This window comes from Campylobacter concisus (assembly GCF_002165775.1).
In the GTDB taxonomy this organism is placed as follows: Bacteria; Campylobacterota; Campylobacteria; order Campylobacterales; family Campylobacteraceae; genus Campylobacter_A; species Campylobacter_A concisus_E.
On record NZ_NDYP01000003.1, the window covers coordinates 108,293 to 127,473 of the forward strand.

The window sequence follows — 19,181 nt, forward strand, 5'->3', positions numbered from 1 at the left end:
AGAGATGATGAAAGAGATAAAAATAGCAACTAGAAAGAGTATCTTAGCCCTTTGGCAAAGCGAGCATATCAAAGCTAGAATAGAATCAAAACATAACGATATAAAAGTTGAGCTTATTGGCATGAAGACAAAGGGCGATGTGATCCTTGATACGCCACTTGCGAAGATCGGCGGTAAGGGGCTTTTTACAAAAGAGCTTGAAGATAGCATGCTAAAAGGCGAGACTGACATCGCGGTGCATAGCCTAAAGGATGTGCCAGTAGTCTTTCCAGAAGGGCTTAAGCTAGCTGCGATTTGCTCACGCGAGGATACAAGAGATGCGATGATAAGTGAGAAATTTGCTAAATTTAGCGACCTGCCGTACGGCGCAAAGGTTGGCACAACGAGCCTACGCCGCAAGATGCAGCTACTTATCATGAGGCCTGATCTTGAGATCATCTCGCTTAGAGGCAACGTGCAAACTAGACTTAGAAAGCTAAAAGAGGGCGAATTTGACGCGATAATTTTGGCGATGGCTGGCATAAACCGCCTAAATTTAAAGGCTGAAGTGGCGCACATCTACACATTTGGCTTTGACGAGATGATACCTGCGATGGGTCAGGGTGCTCTTGGTGTCGAGGCTAGAGATGAGAAGCAAATTTTAGATGAGATCTCTTTTCTAAACGACGAAAATGCAGTCATAGAAACGACTATCGAGCGTGATTTTGTAAGCGTTTTAGAGGGTGGCTGCCAGGTGCCAATAGGCATAAGTGCAAGGCTAAAAGGTGATGAAATTTCTATCGATGCGATCGTTGGCCTGCCTGATGGAAGCGAGTATATAAAAGATAGCTTAAAGACTAGCAAAGATAAATTTCAAAGCATCGGCAAAGAGCTAGCGCATAAATTTATAGAAAAAGGGGCGAGAGAGCTTTTAAAGCGCGCTGAAGAGATGGCGTAAGCGTGTTTTTGCTAAATTTTAAAGCAAAAGCCATAAGTGCTACAAAAAATAGCAAAGACAACTACTATATGATCGGTCTTGCAGACGACAAATATGACTACAAAAACTACATAATCTTTCAAAGACCGATCAAACTAAAAAAGGGCGACGACGAAAACGCCGAGATAAACGGCCTATACGCCGAGTGCAATGGCGACATTTGCTACAACGCTTGCAATCGGGTGAAGATCACTGATAAGAGTATCATTTTTGAGGTACAAGATAGTCTTATTTGCGTAGATGTCGAGGGCGTAAAGCTTAATGAGCGCTTTATGAAATACTGCAAAGAGATATTTGGCGAACTACTAAAATGTAGCATATCGAAGTAATTAAAAAAATTACTGCCGTTTTCAAAACTGCGATGGCATTAGTGTTTAACCTAACAAAAAATTTGCAATGAATTACTTTGAAAAGACGTAAGTATGCCGGCGATGTGTGGCTGTGCGTTGAGTACCAGTTTGCGGACGTTATGACAATGGAGTATAAATTTAGTACTTGCATCTATTTAAACGGCGAGATAATACCGCAAAGACTGCGTCTGAAATAGCGATAGATACTCTGATAGCTATCGGTGCATGCAACAAATAATAAATACCCGCTTTGCTTCGCCTTTTTCAGCTATTTTTGGCTAAAATCGCCCAAAAATCAAAAAGGCGAAATATGGACTACATCAAGCTTTTAAAAGAAAATAATCTACTTCGTGTTATCGACGAGCCAACAGATATTGATCTTGAGATCGCGCACGCTAGCTATATCGAGGTCAAGCGTGAGGGCTCGCAAGCGCTACTTTTTACAAATCCTATCTGCAAAAAAACTGGGCGTAAATTTGCCCCAGTGCTTACAAATATCTATGGCTCAAAACACGCACTTGAGCTTATCTTTGGGCTAAATCCTGATGAGATCGCGGCTGAGATAGAAAAGCTTTTAAAGCCCAAAAAACCTGAAAATTTCAAAGAAAAGCTTGATTTTTTAGCCTATCTTTTTAGCATGAGAAAAATTTTTACTAAAAGGCTAAAAGGCGAGGGCGAGTGCCAGCAAGTAAAATTTATAGGCGAGGATGCTGACCTTTTGAGCCTACCTGCACTAAAGACATGGCCACATGATGGTGGCGCTTTTATTACGATGGGGCAGGTTTATACGCAAAGCTTGGATGGAAATTTGCAAAATTTAGGTATGTACCGCCTACAAATTTATGATAAAAACCGCCTTGGCATGCACTGGCAGATCCACAAAGACGGTGCAAATTTCTTTCACGAGTATAAGCGTGCAGGCAAAAAGATGCCAGTCTCTGTGGCGATTGGTGGCGATCCACTCTACATCTGGTGTGGGCAAGCGCCGCTCCCAAAGGGAGTTTTTGAACTTTTGCTTTATGGTTTTATCCGTAAAGAGCCAGCCAAACTTGTAAAATCCTTAACGAATGAAATTTACGTCCCGCACGATGCAGACTACGTAATAGAGGGCTTTGTGGATACGACTAAGAGCGAGCTTGAGGGGCCATTTGGCGATCATACTGGCTTTTATACTCCTATCGAGCCTTTTCCGGTAATGGATGTAACGGCGATAACTAGCAAGCGTGAGCCTATATTTCATGCGACTGTGGTTGGAAAGCCGCCACTTGAGGATAAATATATGGGCTGGGCGACCGAGCGCATTTTCTTGCCGCTTTTGCGAACGACCGTGCCTGAACTGCTGGACTACAATATGCCTGAAAATGGCGTTTTTCACAATCTAATCTTAGCTAAGATAAATACGCTCTATCCAGCTCATGCAAAGCAGGCTATGCACGCATTTTGGGGCGTTGGGCAGATGAGCTTTGTAAAACATGCTATTTTTGTTGGAGCCGATGCGCCTAAGCTTAAAGATTATGATGAATTTACTAGCTTTGTTTTAAATCGTTTTGGTAGCCAGAGTGTGCTAATAAGCCAAGGTGTGTGCGACCAGCTCGATCACGCCAGCCCAAACTCGTGCTTTGGCGGTAAGCTTGGCATCGATGCGACGCAAGACTTTTGTAAATTTAGCCCTGTTATTTTAAGCGACAGCGAGCTTTTGGCTAAATTTCAAAGCGTTACGCCAAATGTAAAAGAGCTTAAGCAGTTTAAAACGAATACTAAAACGCCTATTTGTGTGGTAAAATTTGAAAAAGACTGTGTAGTAAAAGAGCTTTTTGACAAGCTTTTGACATTTAGAGAATTTTTCAAACTCCTTATCGTTGTGGATATGCAAAATCACCTTGAAAACTCATATATGCTACTTTGGCGTGTGACAAACAATATCGATGCTTTGCGTGATATTTTCATAGATGGTGAAAATTTCTGCGTAGATGCCACTAGCAAAGATGAGCGTGAGGGATATACGCGTGGCTGGCCGCTACAAACGGATTGTGGCCGCGAAGTAGTTACTGATCTAGTTAAGCGCGGCATAGTAAAAGACGAGCCAGAGTTATTTAAAAAATTTGAAATATTTGGCTAGCTTTGAGGGGCTCAAGTAAATTTATAAATTTTACTTTTTGCTGCGGATTTGAAATTTTTAATAAGACTTGCTTAATCAAACGCTAGTGTTTTTTTATGCTGATTAAAAAATAGCTTTTAGACTAGGTCTAAAAGCTTAATTTATTTTTAGCTCTCTTTTAAGAGTTTGCTTGCGAGCATATCGGCTTTTGCTTTATCTGTATCTTTTTTTACGGATTTATAAATTTTAGATATATAATTTTCCAAAACTTCGTGGCAAGATATTACTTTTTCGTTTTCGCTTCTTGCTACTTTTACGTATTCACCGCTATTTTGTAGCTCAAAAGCTAGGTCATTATCGCTTAGCTGAAGCTCTAAAATTTCAAGCAACCTCTCTTGAAGTCTTGGCTCAAAAATAGGCGTCATAAGCTCCAAGCGACGCTCTAGATTTCTTGGCATCCAGTCAGCACTTGAGATATAAATTTTTGGCTGAGCATGTTTAAAGTATAAAATTCTAGCGTGCTCTAAGTATTTGCCAATGATCGAGCGAACTTTGATGTTTTCGCTTTTGCCTTTTATGCCAGGCCTTAGTCCGCATACACCACGAACTATAAGATCGATCTTTACACCTGCGTTTGATGCGCGGCTAAGCTCATTTATCACGTCTTCATCGATTAGGGCGTTCATTTTGGCGATGATCCTACCCTCGCTTCCTTTGCTTGCTTCTACTCTTATCTTTTCGATGATGCGCTCTTTTATCTGAAAAGGCGACATGCTAAGAGCGTTTAGACGGCGATTTTTATTATATCCTGAGAGGATGTGAAAAAACGAAGTCGTGTCTTGACTAAATTCTTCTTTGCTCGTAAATAGACTAATGTCAGTATAAATTTTAGCCGAACTGCCATTGTAGTTGCCTGTGCCAAAGTGCATATAAAATTTAAGCTTATCGCCGATTTGGCGGATGACCTGGCTAACTTTTGCATGCACCTTAAAGCCTGTGATGCCGTATATCACATGTGCTCCAGCATCTTCAAGCGCCTTTGCCCAGTGCAGGTTGTTTTCCTCATCAAACCTTGCTTTTAGCTCAACCATCACAGTTACTTGCTTGCCGTCACTTGCGGCGTCTATTAGACTTTGAATTATTGGCGAACTTTTATCGACTCTATAAAGTGTCATTCGAATAGATATTACTTTTGGATCTTTGCTGGCTTCTTTGATAAAGCTTACAACTGGATCAAAACTCTCAAATGGATGCACTAAGAGCACGTCTTCTTTATCTATGGCATCAAACACCGAGATGCCATTGCCAAATGGTGGTAGTGTCTTTGGAACGTAAGGCGCATTTGCTAGGTGGGTAAAATTTTTGCTTCCAGCTATCTCCCAAAGCGAGCTAAGAGTGAGCGGAATACTTGAAAAATAGACATCTTTATGAAAAATTTTCATATGAAAATTTAAGAATTCCAAGATATCAGCGTCTACGTTTTTATCGATTTGCATACGAACAAAAGCCCCTTTTCTGCGAAGCTTTAGTCCTTGCTCAAGTATCATCATAAAATCATCCGCTTCTTCTTCTTCGATGACGATATCAGCGTTTCTTGTCACTCTAAAAGCAGCCGAGCTAAGTAGTTTATACCCTGGAAAAATTTCTTCTGCGTGGCGATGTACGATCGTTTCAATCGGCACAAAAACATTGCTACTTGGCTGTGTAAAACGTGGCAAGACCCTTGAAATTCTTATCATGCCGTATTTTAAAATTTCTGGATGCTCGATGTCAGCAAGCTTAACTGCAAGCGAGAAGCTAAGGTTGTTTAGGTGCGGAAATGGATGAGTCGCATCGACAGCGATGGGAACGATGACTGGCAAGATATTTGAGAAAAAGTATTCGTCGCACTTTTGTTTCAAACTATCATCAAGCTCGTCATAATTTTTTATAAAAAGCCCCTCTTTGCTAAGAGCATTTACTGTTTTTTTATAGTGATCTTCTACTAAATTTTGCTCATTTTGTAGATATTTTCTAATCTCTCTTAGCTGATCAAGTGGGCTCATGCCATCGCCACTGCTTGTAGTAGCTCCAGCTGCAAAGAGCTGCTTTAAGCCAGCGACTCTGATCATATAAAACTCGTCTAGATTTGTCATATAAATGGCTATAAATTTTAGCTTTTCAAGTAAAGGAATTTCCTTTTCACACTGAGCGAGTACCCTTGAATTAAAGCGTAGCCAGCTTAATTCTCGGTTTATAAAAAGAGTTTCATTTTCGCTCATCATCTTCTCCTTGTGCGTTTTTGAGTTATTTTACGATATGTGTGGTTATAAAGTTCTTACTTTATTTAAAATTTTGGTTACAATAAGCCAAAATTTAAATTTAAAGGCTTGTTATGTCTGATTATGTGATATTAATTGGTATCTTTTTAGTGGCAGTCGTTGTTTTTGCACTTATTAAAAAGATATCGTTTTAGCTTTTAAATTTCTCCCACCACAAATAAGCAAAGATAAGCCCAAAACCCTTGACTTTGCTCTCGTCGAAGGCAAATTTCATCATATCTTCTCGTTTTATGAAAACAAGCTCGATATCTTCGCCGTCGACGCCACCGCCAGAATTTACTTTCATACTCTCATCGATTTTAGCGTAAAACATCGTTTGCATATTGCCTCCAAAGCCAAAAGCACCGTATGTCATCGTGATACGCTCTATCTCTTTTAGCTCATAGCCCACTTCTTCGATCGCTTCTTCTCTGGCTGTTTGCTCTTCGCTAAGCCCTTTATCCATAAGCCCTGCGCAAAGTTCGTAAGTAAAGCCTTGTTCATTTGTTTTGACGCCTTCTTTCTCTTGCGAGTACCAAACAGCCGGGCGAAACTGCTTTACAAACAAAAAGGCATCTTTTTGCTCGTGATATAAAAAAATACTAACGCTATTCATCACCTTGACGCAGTCCCAGTCTCTTTGAGCACCATTTTGCATAAATTTCATCTTAAATGGCTTTAGGTATTTTGACTCGCCAAGAGGCAGAATTTCTAAATTTGTTATAGCAGTATCCATTTTGCAAGTCCTAAAAAGCTAAAAAATCCTATCGCATCAGTAAAAGTAGTAAGAATGACGGCTGAGCCGACTGCAGGATCTATGTTAAAGCGCCTTAGCGTCAAAGGTATGATCGTGCCAAAAAAGCCAGCAAAGAATAAATTTGTAACCATGCTAAGTCCGATAACAATGCCAAGCATACCTTTGTCAAACCAAACAGAGGCGATTATACCCATTACCACACCAAAGATTAGTCCATTTATGAGTGAAATACTAACCTCACGTTTTAAGACATTTTTGGCATCTTTAAACTCTATCTCGCCAAGTGCTAAACGACGAACCGTAACAGCAAGTGCTTGTGTGCCGGTATTTCCACCCATTGACGCAACTATTGGCATTAAAACAGCAAGAGCGACGTAGGCTGCGATTGTCTCGTCAAAAAGTCCGATTATAGATGAGCTAAAAAGAGCTGTTAGTAAATTTACACCAAGCCAAACCGCACGACCACGACCCGCTTTAAATAGCGTATCGTCCTCTTCTGACTCGTCATCAACGCCGGCTAGGTTATAAATTTGCTCAGTTGCACTCTCTTGAATGTAGTCGTGGATGTCATCAGACGTGATACGACCAAGCAAAATTCCAGTGCTACTTGTAACTGCAATAACGTTTAAATCGTACTCTTGAAACATATCAGCGACATTTTGCATAAGGTCCATATCATTTGCAACATGTGGCTTGTAGTGATCGATCTGTGCTGACTCGATATTTTGCTTTAGCGTCTTTGTAAAATCAAAAAGTATAAGATCTTCAAGTGGGATAGCGTATTGTAAAACGCCATTTTTATCGATGATAAAAAGCTGTGAGATATTTTCTAGCTTGCCTTCTTGCTTTTCTCGTCTAAGTCTTGCTACTGCATTGCCAAGCTTTTCTTCAAGGTGAGCCGAAAAAAGCTCTGTTTGCATGTGAGCACCAGCTCTATCTTCTTCGTAGCTTCTAAGTCTTAAAATTTCATTTTGATTTTCTCTATCAAGCTCGTTAAAAAGCTCTCTAGCTTTATCCTCGTCAATGTCCTCGATGTATTGAAGCAAGTCAGTCGCATCATCACTCTCTAGCTCTTCAAGTGCCTCTACTATCTTTTCAGCTGGGAGTTGTTCGATCACATCTTTTAGCATGTGATCAGGTAACTCGATAGCAACATCACCTAAAATTTCAGGGTCTAGCTTTTCAAGATAGTGAGCAAAAAGCTCCTCGTCGTGCTTTTTAAGTGTTTTTAGGTGTTGGGCTAGCTCATAAGGTGAGAGTTCGTTATCTTCTAAATTTTCATCTAAATGCTGATCTATCAGCTCTTTTGCTTCTTCTAGTTCTTGGCTCAAGTTTTACCTTTAAAATTCTATTACATTAGGGAAAAATTCCACTTTGTGATACTCTTTTTCGTTGCTTAAAGCATTTTTTATTAGCTCGTCATTTTTGCTAACAACTGCCTTAAATTTAGCTGATTCTTTCTTATCCTCTAGGCTTTTAACGACTTTTATTGCACTTTCTGGATTTATAGGTTTATTGTCTCTATAAAGACCAAAATGAAGGTGTGGCCCTGTGCTCATACCGCTTGTACCAACGTAAGCTATAAGCGTACCTTGCTTGACTTTTATACCGCCTTTTATGCCTTTAGCAAAGCCATTTAGATGAGCATAAAGCGTTTCATAACCACCAGCATGAGAGATGATGACGGTTCTGCCATATCCGCTTTTTTGTCCGACAAATTTAACCGTACCATCGCCTGCAGCTTTAATCGGTGTACCTTTTGGAGCGCCGTAGTCAACGCCAAGGTGTGCTCTATATCTTTGAAGAATAGGGTGCCATCTTTTTAGGGTAAAAGCTGATGTGATTCTAGCGTTTGCAAGAGGGCGGACTAGTAAAAATTTATCATTTTTCTTGCCGTTTTTATCATAAAATTTATCTTCAAATTTATACATGACATATCGTTTATTTTTTGTTTCTATCATGGCAGCATAAATTTCTGGAGTGCCAAAAGAGCGGCCCATGCGTATTTTTTGATTATAAACGATAGCGATCGTATCGCCTTTGTTTATCTTTTTAAAATCAATGCCACTTCCTTTAAAAATTTCTTTAAAGCCAAGAGCTAGCGTACCAGAGCCAGTGTAGTCAAAAATGTCTTCAGAGACTGATTTATCGACCTTTAAAGCTAAAAATTTATCCTCGCTTTGATAAGAGATGGGAAGAAATTCTAATTTAAATTTATCATTGTCATCTCTAAAAATATGCATTTGAAGCTCGTCACTAACAGGGATTAGTACTTGTTTGGTGTTGCCGTTGTCGTCTTTATAAATTTGATACTTTGTGCCAGCGATGATCTCTTCTGTTAGTTCTTGATCTTCGGTTGCTAAGTTATAGTAAAGTGAAAGTGGGATTTTGTTTGTCTCTAAGAAATTTAAGAAGTTACTTCCATTTGGCCAGCTAAGCTCGTCGACACTTGGCTTTATAGCGTATAAATTTATAGATAATATTGCAAAAATTATAAAAATACGAGGCATTAATGTCCTTTTAAAAAGCTGGTGGGATTTTAACTAAAACTTGCTTTAATTTTGCAAAAGATAAAGCATTTTAGGCTATAATCGCTCTAAAAATTTAAACTTAGGAGATATTTTTGAAACGTATATTTGTGATTTTATCGCTAGTTTTTGGCTTTGCTTTTGGGGCTGATTTTTCTTTAAATGAGTATAGAACTCCTATAATTAGCGTCGATAGTGATGGCACAGCGACGATAGTTGATAGCCCAGAAATTTTAATCGGCTCAAGCGGTGTTGTGCTTCATAAATTTGACACTGATAGCTCTATCATCGCGAGAGTTAGCGTTATCTCAAAAAATTCTGGCTTTGCTAAGATTAGATTTGAGGTGTTTGATCTACTTGAACAAAAGGCGCTCCCGCTTCCAGGCATTGCACCTGCAAATGGTGATATGGTCGTGCTAAACTATCTTTATAACCGCTCATTAATCATCGTGCCAAATAAAGAAATTTATGAAGAGATCACATCTGCGTTTCCAAATATGATATTTATCCACCCAGATATTATAGGGGCGTATCTAAGCTACGAATACAAGCCAAATCCAAGCAGAGATGACTTTAGAAAAATGTGTGCTCAAAGTGCAGCTGGTCTAATTTTCGTAGCGATGGATGGCAGAAGCGTTTTTGCTGATTGCCAAAGCTTTAAAGTACTAAAAGAATTTAAAAGTGGCGAGGTTGAGTACTATCAGCTGCCATTTTATACAAGAGTTAGCGATATAGACACTGTGTTTTGGAAGCTAAATAGTGAGCACATCAACAACTACGATGCTCACTATGAAAAACTTTTTGAAGAAGACAACTGATAAATGAGCCGTTTGTCCTTAAGTAAGCAAAATTTAAAGGAGTTTTTAAATTTACTCCCAACGCTTAAGGACAAAGAGCTCTTTCACTATGCCTCAAGCCTTAGTTTTCATACGATTTTATCGATCATTCCAATACTTCTTATATCGTTTTCTATCTTTACAAAACTGCCTAGCTTTGAGGAATATTACGCCAAGATTCAAGATTTTATATTTTCAGCTCTTTTGCCAAGCAACCAAGAGATCATCTCAAACTACTTGCAAAATTTCTTACAAAATAGTGGAAATTTAGGTTTGGTAGGCTTTGTAGCGATGATATTTACATCGGCTATGTTTTTTAGTGACTACGAGTATGTAGTTTTGAAAGTGACACGTGCAAATAAGGCTAGAGGTTTTTGGTCGGCACTTAGCTCGTATTGGACGCTTATCACGCTTGCGCCACTTGGTCTTGCTGGTAGTTTTTATCTCTCAAGTCTCATTCAAGAGATGCTAAACTCAAACGTGATCACAAGCTCGATAAATTTCTTAAGTATCTTTCCATACCTCATCATCTGGGCGATATTTTGTGTCACATATCTCATCTCAGTAAATGACGAGATAAAATTTAAGAGCGCATTTTTTAGCTCATTTGCCGCTTCGCTTGTTTGGTATCTTGGCAAGTCAGCCTTTGTCTACTACGTCCTTTATAACAAAACCTATCTAAGCGTTTATGGCTCGTTTTCAGCAGTGCTTTTCTTCTTTGTCTGGATCTATATATCGTGGATCATCTTTTTATATGGGCTAAAGCTTTGTGCTTATCTCTCAAACAGCTCAAAATTTAAAGGATAAATTTAATAGTTGGTACCAGCTGACAATATATTTTTATAAATTTACCAGCTAGTGTGATTTGTATTATTTTATGTAAAATCTTATGTAAAATCAGCGTTTAAACTCGCAAATTTCTATCTTTATGCCAAGCTCTTTACTAAATTCTTTAGCTTTTTTCTCTAGCTCGTCTTTGTCAAAGCAGATAAGATCTATGTAAGATCGCATCTCACCATTTGCTTCACCTATGATCTCACAAATTTCACTCTCTTTTAGCGCATCTGAAATTTTGTTTTTACTATCAACGCCAAACTGTATGTCGCCACCGTGAGATATGGCTAAAAAGCAAAAATTTATGCCAAGCTCAAAAGCTTCGTTATAGGTATCGCTTGCACCGTCGTAGTACTCATTTAGTAACTCGCTAAGAGATGTAAATCCTGTGAAAACGTCGTCACGTAGCTTGTTTGAACGAGGCTCTAGCTCATAGACCATAAAATTCTTAAGCGGCTCTTTTGAGGCTTCTTTACCAAATTTATCATCTATAAGATCGGCAAAGTCGATCAGTGGTACGCCTTTTTCTCTTGGCTCGTCTATTATCTCAAACTCCCCAAGCATATTTATCATGATCATCTCGCCAACTACGTTGTCACAAAGTATAAGCGATAATGTATATGCCTTATTTTCATCTTCGCTTTTAAGTTTGCTTAGAGTCTCGTTATATAGGTACATATCTACGCTTTTGTCGTTGAAATTTGCATAGACCATGACCTCATTTGCATCAACGCTTACGCCATACATCTGTATAGTAGCGACGTTTCGCGGTGCACGTGGCTTGCCAAGTGTGCAAGTAAGCTTTGCTTCATACTCTTTTGGCATGCGCAATTTTATAAATTTAAGCCACAAAAGCCTATGTTTAAGTCCTTCTGGAGTGAGTACTAGATCGATCTTTCCATCAATAAGCCCTATCATAAAAGTTGGATCAACTAAACATAAATTTAGTGTCTCTTCGGTCATCTTGCTTGCAGCTTCAAAATTTTTATCTTCTAAATTTTGTTTGATGGCGTCTAAATTTTTGCCAAACTCGCTCCAAAATTTATCAACTCTGCTTGCAAAGCTAGAGCTCTTTTTAGAAAACCACATTTTTATCCTTGTTTGTTAAAATTTTCAACATTTTTTTGCGTATAAATTTTCATCGATGGAAATTCTAAGGCACTTAGTTTGTCATATTCTTCTTCATTAAAAACACATCCCGTATCGATATTGGCGCTGTTTGAGTAAAATTTAGCTTCATAAACTGGGGTATGACCGTATACATTAAAGATGCCCTCTACTTGCATCGTATCGCCTCTACCTGAGAGTATGTGTTTTTTAAATTCCTCTTTTAAACTATCATCGTTTCTCTTATCCCAAAACTTGCCAACTGCCGAGTGTGAAACGACCAAATGCTCGCCGTTTTGGTTTTTGTGGTCTTTAAACTCTAAATATACTGGAATACTCTCTAAAAATTCTATGTGTTTTTCTCTGAAGTTTATGCTTTGAATTAGATATGATCTGTATGTTTCTTCGCCACCATTATTGTAAAACCAACTTGTATCAAATGGTATTTTGTTTTTTAAAAAGAAATCTTTGTTGCTTAGCAGCCTTCGCTCATGATTTCCCATTACCATTTTATAGTTATTTTGTATGATAAGCTCGACTGTCTCGCAACTATAAGGCCCTCTATCTATCACGTCTCCTACAAAGCAAATTTGAGATTTTTCTTTGTTTGGAAACTGGTCAATAAGCTTTAAGAGTGTATTAAAACAGCCGTGCACATCGCCTATGATATAAATTTGCTCGCTCAATTTTTCTCCTTTGTGTCAAATTTTAGTCTATTAAGCTTAAAAATGTAGTGTTAAGAAAACACTTTTGTATAGCTGTACTATATTGGCGTAATGCTAGCGATATATAAAGTTAAAACCTAGTAAAAGATATTTAAAATTTAAGGAATTTAAAGTAGAAGGGAGCCTAAGCTCCCTAAAATCATTGTGCGTAAAAGCCGCTAACCTTACCGGTTAGGTCAATCATGATGTTTTTCATCTGAGTGTAGTGCTCAAGGATTATCTTGTGAGTTTCGCGGCCGATACCTGAGTTTTTATAACCGCCAAATGGGCTTCCTGCTGGGATTTGGTTATAGGTGTTGATCCAGACTCTACCAGTCTCCATAGACCTTGCCACGCGAAGTGCCTTTGTGATGTCTTGCGTGAAAATTCCGCCACCTAGGCCATATTCACTATCATTTACCATTTTGATAAGCTCGGCTTCATCTTTAAATTTGATGACAACGCCAACTGGTCCAAAAATTTCTTCTTGAGCCACTCTCATATCATTTGTCACATCAACTAGCAACGTTGGCTCTACAAATGCGCCCTTGTCGCAACCATTTGCGGTGTAGGCTTTACCACCAACTGCCACTTTTGCACCTTCTTTTTTGCCGATCTCGACGTAGTTTAGAATTTGCTCAGCTTGTTTTTTATTGATTTGTGAGCCCATTTGAGTACTAGGATCTAGCGGATCGCCAACTTTTATAGTGCTAAATTTCTTCACCGCAGCCTCTATAAATTTGTCGTAAAAGCTCTCTTCTACGAAAATTCTTGATCCTGCGCAGCAAACTTGACCTTGGTTAAACAAAATTCCAAGCTGAAGGCCGTCAAGCGCTTTGTCTAAATTTGCGTCGCTAAAGAAGATATTTGCGCTCTTGCCACCAAGCTCAAGTGTAGCTGGGATGATACGGCGAGCCGCTGCTATGGCGATATCTCGGCCGATCTCGGTTGAGCCAGTAAATGCTAGCTTGTCAAGGCCTGGGTGGTTTTTGATCCACTCGCCGCTCTTGCTACCTTTTCCAGTTATTATGTTGATAAGACCTTTTGGCAAAATTTTATCTATCAGCCTAAATAGCTCAAGCACGCTTAGACTTGTCTCGCTTGAAGGCTTAAACACGCTTGCATCGCCTGCTGCGATCACTGGAGCTAGCTTCCAAGCTGCCATTAAAAATGGAAAATTCCAAGGTACGATCTGACCCACAACACCTATTGGCTCGCGTAAAACGATAGAGAGTTGCTTCTCATCAAGTACATTTGCGCTGCCTTCTTCGCCCATGATAACGCCAGCAAAGTACCTAAAATGCTCTGCTGCAAAAGGAATATCAACATTTAGCGTCTCGCGGATCGGCTTGCCGTTATCCATGCTCTCGACTTTTGCCAAGTGCTCTTTGTGCTCATCGATGATATCAGCGATCTTATTTAAAAGCTTTGCACGCTCGCTAATTGTGGTGTGTTTAAATTTCTTAAAAGCCTCACGTGCAGCACGAACTGCGTCATTTACATCTTCTTCGGTAGCATCAGCGATCTTTGCAAGGTGCTCGCCGTTTGCTGGATTTTTTGCATCAAGTGTAGCGCCGTCTTTTGCGTCGCGCCACTCACCATTTATGAAAAGCCCATATTTTTCTAGTAGTTTCATACTTTTCTCCTTGATTAAGATTTTGTAAAAGGATTATAATATTAATAAAATTTATCAAAAATAAATTTTGGACATAAATTATCTTTTTTAATAAATTTTATTATTTAAAGTAGGATTATTTTAAAATTTAACTCTGCCAAGAGAGCAAAAACGTAGTCTCGCCATCAAGTTCGCTTTGGCATTTTACGACGATATCATTTTTCTTACAGCACTCTTTAACTAAATTTAGCCCTATGCCAAAGCCGCCTTGATCGTCGTTAAATCTCGTGTAACGATCAAAAATTTGAAGTTGCTGCTCTTTGCTGATGCCTCGACCGGTGTTACTTATGCTAAAGAAATTTGGCTCTAAAGTGATGCGTACTTTTGAATTTGGCGCTGCATATTTGGAGGCGTTGCTAAGAAGGTTGTCTAAAATTTTGCTCACATCCCCAAGATCTGCATTTATAAGGCTTTGCTTTAGGCTAGTATCTATCTCAAGTCCGCGTTTGGCAAAAAATGGCGAGAAATAGTTCAGTCTTTGTGTGGTTAGCAAATTTAGATCTATGAGCTCTTTTTTGCTAGGCTTGTCTAGGTTAAAGCTTAGATGAACGAGCGCGTCATAAATGTTATTTAGGCTCTTTGCGGCAAGGCTGATATTATTAAAACGCTTTAAATTTCGCTCATTTAGGTTGTCAAGATCGGCTGTTTCTATACTCATCGAGATGACGCTTAGAGGCGTGTTTATCTCGTGTGTTGAGTCTTTTATAAAGCGGTTTAGCGTATCTATCTTTTCATAAAGCGGTCTTAGGCTCAGTTTTGCGAGGTAAAAGGCGACAAAGAGTAGGGCAAAAAAGAAAAAGAGTGCCTTTAGTATGGTTGAAATTTGTAAAGATAAAATTTCAGCCTTGATATCTTTGCCAACTAGAAAAATATCTGCGTACGAGAGCTCGTCTGTAGTGTTGTCGTCCATGTACTGGATCTTTTCAAATATCGCGACCTTGCCGCTAATCAAATTTACATTTTTGCTTTTATCGATCTTTTGACAGTCAAAGTCTTTATAAATTTTCTCGCCATTTTTTAGCACGATGCAAGCATGCACGCCTTTTTCTTTTGTTAGACTTGAAATTGAGTCAAGTCCATTCATTCTAGCTTTCATGTAAATGCCCATCTTTATCTCTTTTAGCATTTTGACCTCGTTTAAGATGAGCGCATTTTTTTTATTTTTGTAGTCGTTTATGAAAAAATAGCCCAGAAAGAGCACGGAGCTAACAAGATAGAGGGATAAAATTTTAAATAAAATTTGCGTCTTTTCAGACATAGATGTAACCATCTCCACGCCTGTTTAAAATGGCATCTTTGCCTAAAATCTGGCGTAGATTTTTGATATAGACACGGAGGCTAAGCTCGCTTGGCTCCTCGTCAAATTTCCAAATTTTATTAAAAATTTCATCTTTGGTTAAAATTTTGCCTTTGTTTTGCAAAAATAGGGCGAGTAGGTCGCTCTCTTTACTAGAGATATTTACATTTTTACCATCTTTGCTTAGTGTTTTGCTCTGTGGATGAAAGCTAAATTCGCTTGAAATTTTGATCGCATCTCCACTGTGATGTGAGAAATTTCTCTTTAGAAGTGCTTGTATACGTATGAGTAGTTCTTTTAGCTCAAATGGCTTTTTTAGATAGTCGTCGCAGCCACTTTTGTAGCCTTTTTCAAGATCGTCTATGGTGTTTAGCGAGGTGGTAAAGATGCTAGGTGCGCTAACACCTAGCTCTCTTAAGGAAGAAAGAAGTGAAAAGCCATCTCCTTGTGGGAGTTTGACGTCAAGTATAAGCAGGTCGAAATTTTGCTCGTAGGCGAGATCAAGTGCTTCTTTGGCATTATCTGAAGTAGTTACCTCATAGCCATTTTCGCTTAGATACTCACTGATGAGATCAAGTAAAATTTCATCATCTTCAACGAGCAAAATTCTAACCATTAAGCACCTTTACATGCCTTTTTTCATTTCGTCTTTTTTCATACCCATGTCGTCTTTTTTCATTTCGTCTTTCATGCCCATGTCATCTTTTTTCATTTCATCTTTTTTTATCATGGGTTTTTTGCCCATGTCATCTTTCATCATCTGCTCTTTCTTCATCATCTCGTCTTTGCCCATGTCATCTTTTTTCATCATTTCAGTAGCATTTGCAAGACCACCAAGCATAAACATAGCACCAAGTGCAACTAGTAGTAATTTCTTCATAACGTCTCCTTTAAATGAAATATGATGAAATACTATCTCTTTAGTGTTAAGTGAGTGTGAATTTACGCAAATACAAAATATATAACTGGAAGCGTGATAAATGAAAAAAGCACGCCTATGGCCACTGATGAGATGGCTAGCGAGCTATCAAGCCCAGCTTTTATGACCATCGCACTTGCAAGAGCTGATGTTGGCATCGCACATTGAAAGAGACCAACGACCCAAGTTTTGCTCATCTGGATACCTGAAAATTTTAATATGATGAAAAATACGATAGCTGGCAAGATCATCTTACACAAAAGCACGACACTAACGCCTTTATATGAGCTTGTGATGCTGCTAAAGTTAAGACCAACACCAATCGCAAAGAGTGCCACCGGAGTAACGCTACCTTCAAACATCCTAAGTGGAGCAAAGATAAACTCAGGCAAAGGGACTTCTTTTAAGATAAGAGCCATAATAAGTGCGATAAATGGTGGAAATTTTAAAATTTTCATCGTATTTTGAAATAGAGAAACCTTCTCTGGCGCAGCAAAAGAGAGAATAAGTGGCCCAAGGATCGAAAGCGGGATACCAGTGGCTATTTGATCGTAAAAGATGACTTCATTTACCATCGCATCGCCAAAGAAGCCTTGAATGACAGGCATACCGACAAATAGGGTATTACCAAAAAGGCTTAGCATGACCATACTAACAGTTGTTACTTTGGTAAATTTAAAGATCTTACCAAGCACCAATGCCATGACAGCACTGATAGCTGTTGAGCCAAAACCAATTAAAATTGTATTTATAAGCGAAACATCGACGTTTACGTGGTAAATTTTGTCAAAGATTAGCGCAGGCATTGCAAAACAAAGGACAAAATCCACAAATGGGATCGAGTGCTTTTGCTCAACAATGCCGACTTTTTTAGCAAAAAAACCAGTTGCGATTATGAAAAAAATTGCAAAAAGTGGAGTGAAATTCATAGCATTCTCTTTTAAATCTAAATTTTTACGGAAAATTGATTATAGGACCCATAAGATTAAATTACAATAAACCTTTTTTAAAATTTGCTCTCAAAATTTATGCCTTAATATCAACCTTTTTATAAAATTTATCTCTCTCATCTATTTTTTCTTTGCTCTTTAAATCATTCTCAAGATAGCTGATATTATAAATTTCTCTTGTAGATATGCTTTTGCCATTATTTAGACTGATTAAAAATTTACTCTCAAATTTATTAGATAGATTGGCAATAGCGATCGCTCCAGCATCTTTTAGGCTTACGATTTTATCACCTTGCATGAAGCCAATATCTTTAAAATCCAAGCTATTTAGCTGCACATTATTCATCTCTTTTGCCTCTAAATTTATGCTAGTTTTTAACTCACTTGATGTATTTAGCTTGCCAGTATCGTTATAAAGCTCTTTTACGTCTATCTCTCTACCACTATCAAATTTTAGCCTTATGGTGCCATCTTTGTTTAGCTTCATAGCTATGACGCTATCGCTATCTTGCAAAGATGCGGCAGCTGTGGCTTCATTTGTTATAAAAGCCTTTTTTACTTTTTTTAAATTCGAGATACTAAACTCAAGTCCAGTTGCTTGTTTAAATTTATTTTCCATCGCGATCATTTTGGCTGATTTTGTCTTCTCAAGCTTTGATATATAAGCGTCTGCATTTTCTTCAAATTTCTTTAAATTATTGCCAAGATTTTCTATCATCTTGTTATATGCGTCAAACTCAGCGTTATAATCTTTGTAAAATTTCATAAAACTATCTTTTTGAAATTTTGTATATGAGAAATTTTCATCTTTTTTGTAATCTTTGCTCGGCTCAATGATCGGATTAAACTCACTTAGTCTTGCAGTATCATCAAAACCCACTTTAAGATAGGCAAAATTTTTAAAAGAGCTATCTTTGCCAAAGATATTATTGTGTCTTAGATCGACCCAGCCGTCATTTTGGGCATATTTTTTAAAGAAATTATTTATATCATTTTTCTCTATCTTTTCATATCTGTTTTCTGCAGCGAACAAAGTATTTGGATCTGAGGCATAGTAAGAGTGTCTATAATCAATATCTTTTGTATCCACATAAAGATTGGGATTATTTGTGATCGTTGCTTTACGATTTAGCTCTTCTCTTTCTATTTGATTGTGATTTATGATGTTTGTACTGATAAACTGCCTAAGATCAACCCTTGGCATCACATCGCTTAAATTTGCTATTTTTTCATTTCCGTCTTTGTCATAACCTCTTACTTTTAGCTTATCAAAGAGTATATCTTTTTGATCTAACACGCCGTCATTGTTGCTATCAAAGCTAAAAAGATAGCTATTATTTTCTAATTTTGTAGTGCCAAGTTCATCGTTATCGCCGTAAATATCTAAAAATACTTCTACTTCGCCATATTTTGTTTTTAGAGTGTTTGAATAAGCGTAATCGTTTAAATTTTTAAATTTTGTATTTTCTAAGTATCCACTTTTTAGTGTAGATAGCATGCTGCTACTATCTGAAGCTTTTATATTTTTAAAGTAGGCATTTTCACTAAAATGATAGCCTTTAGAAAGCTCATCGGAGTGGATTTTATTGTTACTGTAGATGAGATTTTTTGAGTAGTTATTTAAAATTTCTTCTACTTTTTGTAGGATTTTATGTCTATTTTGCTCTTTGATCTCGGAATCAGTGATATTTATAACTTTGCTTGCTTTTATACTTTCTTTTAAATTTGAAATTTGTTCGTTATTTATCTCTAAACCTTGTTTATCCTTAAAGGCATGGAGCATATCTGTAGGATTTTTTAAATCTTTTAAATTTATAAAGTTATGTTTTAACGATGTAATATTCATCTAA

The 19,181-nt window shown here is 38.0% G+C and carries 17 protein-coding genes and 1 pseudogene; 6 read left to right on the forward strand and 12 right to left on the reverse strand.

Annotated features, from left to right (window positions below; genetic code table 11):
* The first annotated feature begins 7 nt into the window (after positions 1–7).
* From hemC to B9N66_RS03860, 4 genes are all read left to right on the forward strand, one after another.
* Complete coding sequence (hemC, locus tag B9N66_RS03850; protein ID WP_087579965.1) at positions 8–937, forward strand: hydroxymethylbilane synthase; 930 nt, start codon at positions 8–10, stop codon at positions 935–937.
* Positions 938–939: 2 nt separating this feature from the next.
* Positions 940–1,305, forward strand: coding sequence for an Imm10 family immunity protein (locus B9N66_RS03855; protein WP_084108151.1), 366 nt, complete (start codon positions 940–942; stop codon positions 1,303–1,305).
* Between the two features lie 77 nt (positions 1,306–1,382).
* Entirely contained in the window at positions 1,383–1,523 is a 141-nt protein-coding gene (locus B9N66_RS09665) for a hypothetical protein (RefSeq protein ID WP_180382062.1), read from the forward strand.
* A gap of 113 nt (positions 1,524–1,636) precedes the next feature.
* Positions 1,637–3,445: a menaquinone biosynthesis decarboxylase gene (locus tag B9N66_RS03860; protein WP_087579966.1), complete on the forward strand. Its 1,809-nt coding sequence runs from the start codon at positions 1,637–1,639 to the stop codon at positions 3,443–3,445.
* 146 nt (positions 3,446–3,591) lie between these two features.
* Here the strand turns inward: B9N66_RS03860 and B9N66_RS03865 are convergent.
* From B9N66_RS03865 to B9N66_RS03880, 4 genes and pseudogenes are all read right to left on the reverse strand, one after another.
* Positions 3,592–5,697, reverse strand: a pseudogene (locus B9N66_RS03865) (RNA degradosome polyphosphate kinase); the annotation flags it as partial.
* 178 nt (positions 5,698–5,875) lie between these two features.
* A complete protein-coding gene (locus B9N66_RS03870; RefSeq protein ID WP_087579968.1) occupies positions 5,876–6,460 on the reverse strand; it encodes an NUDIX domain-containing protein in 585 nt (194 codons plus the stop codon).
* Positions 6,445–7,812 carry a magnesium transporter gene (gene mgtE / locus B9N66_RS03875; RefSeq protein ID WP_087579969.1) on the reverse strand — a complete coding sequence of 456 codons (1,368 nt, stop codon included), beginning with the start codon at positions 7,810–7,812 and terminating at the stop codon, positions 6,445–6,447. The genes B9N66_RS03870 and mgtE overlap by 16 nt, the downstream gene beginning before the upstream one ends.
* 9 nt (positions 7,813–7,821) lie before the next feature.
* Positions 7,822–8,991: a peptidoglycan DD-metalloendopeptidase family protein gene (locus tag B9N66_RS03880; RefSeq protein WP_087579970.1), complete on the reverse strand. Its 1,170-nt coding sequence runs from the start codon at positions 8,989–8,991 to the stop codon at positions 7,822–7,824.
* A 113-nt stretch (positions 8,992–9,104) separates the two neighbouring features.
* On the opposite strand from B9N66_RS03880, the gene B9N66_RS03885 reads away from it, so the two are divergent.
* Complete coding sequence (locus B9N66_RS03885) at positions 9,105–9,827, forward strand: plasminogen-binding N-terminal domain-containing protein (protein ID WP_021090557.1); 723 nt, start codon at positions 9,105–9,107, stop codon at positions 9,825–9,827.
* 3 nt (positions 9,828–9,830) lie between these two features.
* Positions 9,831–10,652 carry a YihY family inner membrane protein gene (locus tag B9N66_RS03890; protein WP_087579971.1) on the forward strand — a complete coding sequence of 274 codons (822 nt, stop codon included), beginning with the start codon at positions 9,831–9,833 and terminating at the stop codon, positions 10,650–10,652.
* A gap of 90 nt (positions 10,653–10,742) precedes the next feature.
* Here B9N66_RS03890 and B9N66_RS03895 read toward each other — a convergent pair whose 3' ends face one another.
* The 8 genes from B9N66_RS03895 to B9N66_RS03930 form a co-directional block, all read right to left on the reverse strand.
* Entirely contained in the window at positions 10,743–11,768 is a 1,026-nt protein-coding gene (locus B9N66_RS03895) for a hypothetical protein (RefSeq protein ID WP_087579972.1), read from the reverse strand.
* Between the two features lie 2 nt (positions 11,769–11,770).
* Positions 11,771–12,472: a metallophosphoesterase gene (locus tag B9N66_RS03900; protein WP_087579973.1), complete on the reverse strand. Its 702-nt coding sequence runs from the start codon at positions 12,470–12,472 to the stop codon at positions 11,771–11,773.
* Between the two features lie 178 nt (positions 12,473–12,650).
* The gene (locus B9N66_RS03905) at positions 12,651–14,126 is read right to left on the reverse strand and encodes an aldehyde dehydrogenase family protein (RefSeq protein ID WP_087579974.1); all 1,476 of its coding nucleotides are present in this window, start codon (positions 14,124–14,126) and stop codon (positions 12,651–12,653) included.
* Positions 14,127–14,253: 127 nt separating this feature from the next.
* Complete coding sequence (locus B9N66_RS03910) at positions 14,254–15,423, reverse strand: sensor histidine kinase (RefSeq protein WP_087579975.1); 1,170 nt, start codon at positions 15,421–15,423, stop codon at positions 14,254–14,256.
* Complete coding sequence (locus tag B9N66_RS03915) at positions 15,416–16,078, reverse strand: response regulator transcription factor (RefSeq protein ID WP_084041439.1); 663 nt, start codon at positions 16,076–16,078, stop codon at positions 15,416–15,418. The genes B9N66_RS03910 and B9N66_RS03915 overlap by 8 nt, the downstream gene beginning before the upstream one ends.
* A 9-nt stretch (positions 16,079–16,087) precedes the next feature.
* Positions 16,088–16,342 carry a pyruvate kinase gene (locus tag B9N66_RS03920; protein WP_054196512.1) on the reverse strand — a complete coding sequence of 85 codons (255 nt, stop codon included), beginning with the start codon at positions 16,340–16,342 and terminating at the stop codon, positions 16,088–16,090.
* 62 nt (positions 16,343–16,404) lie between these two features.
* Positions 16,405–17,310 (reverse strand): AEC family transporter, encoded by a 906-nt coding sequence (locus tag B9N66_RS03925; RefSeq protein ID WP_087579976.1) that lies wholly within the window; start codon positions 17,308–17,310, stop codon positions 16,405–16,407.
* Positions 17,311–17,407: 97 nt separating this feature from the next.
* Positions 17,408–19,177, reverse strand: coding sequence for a response regulator (locus B9N66_RS03930; RefSeq protein ID WP_087579977.1), 1,770 nt, complete (start codon positions 19,175–19,177; stop codon positions 17,408–17,410).
* Positions 19,178–19,181 lie beyond the last annotated feature (4 nt).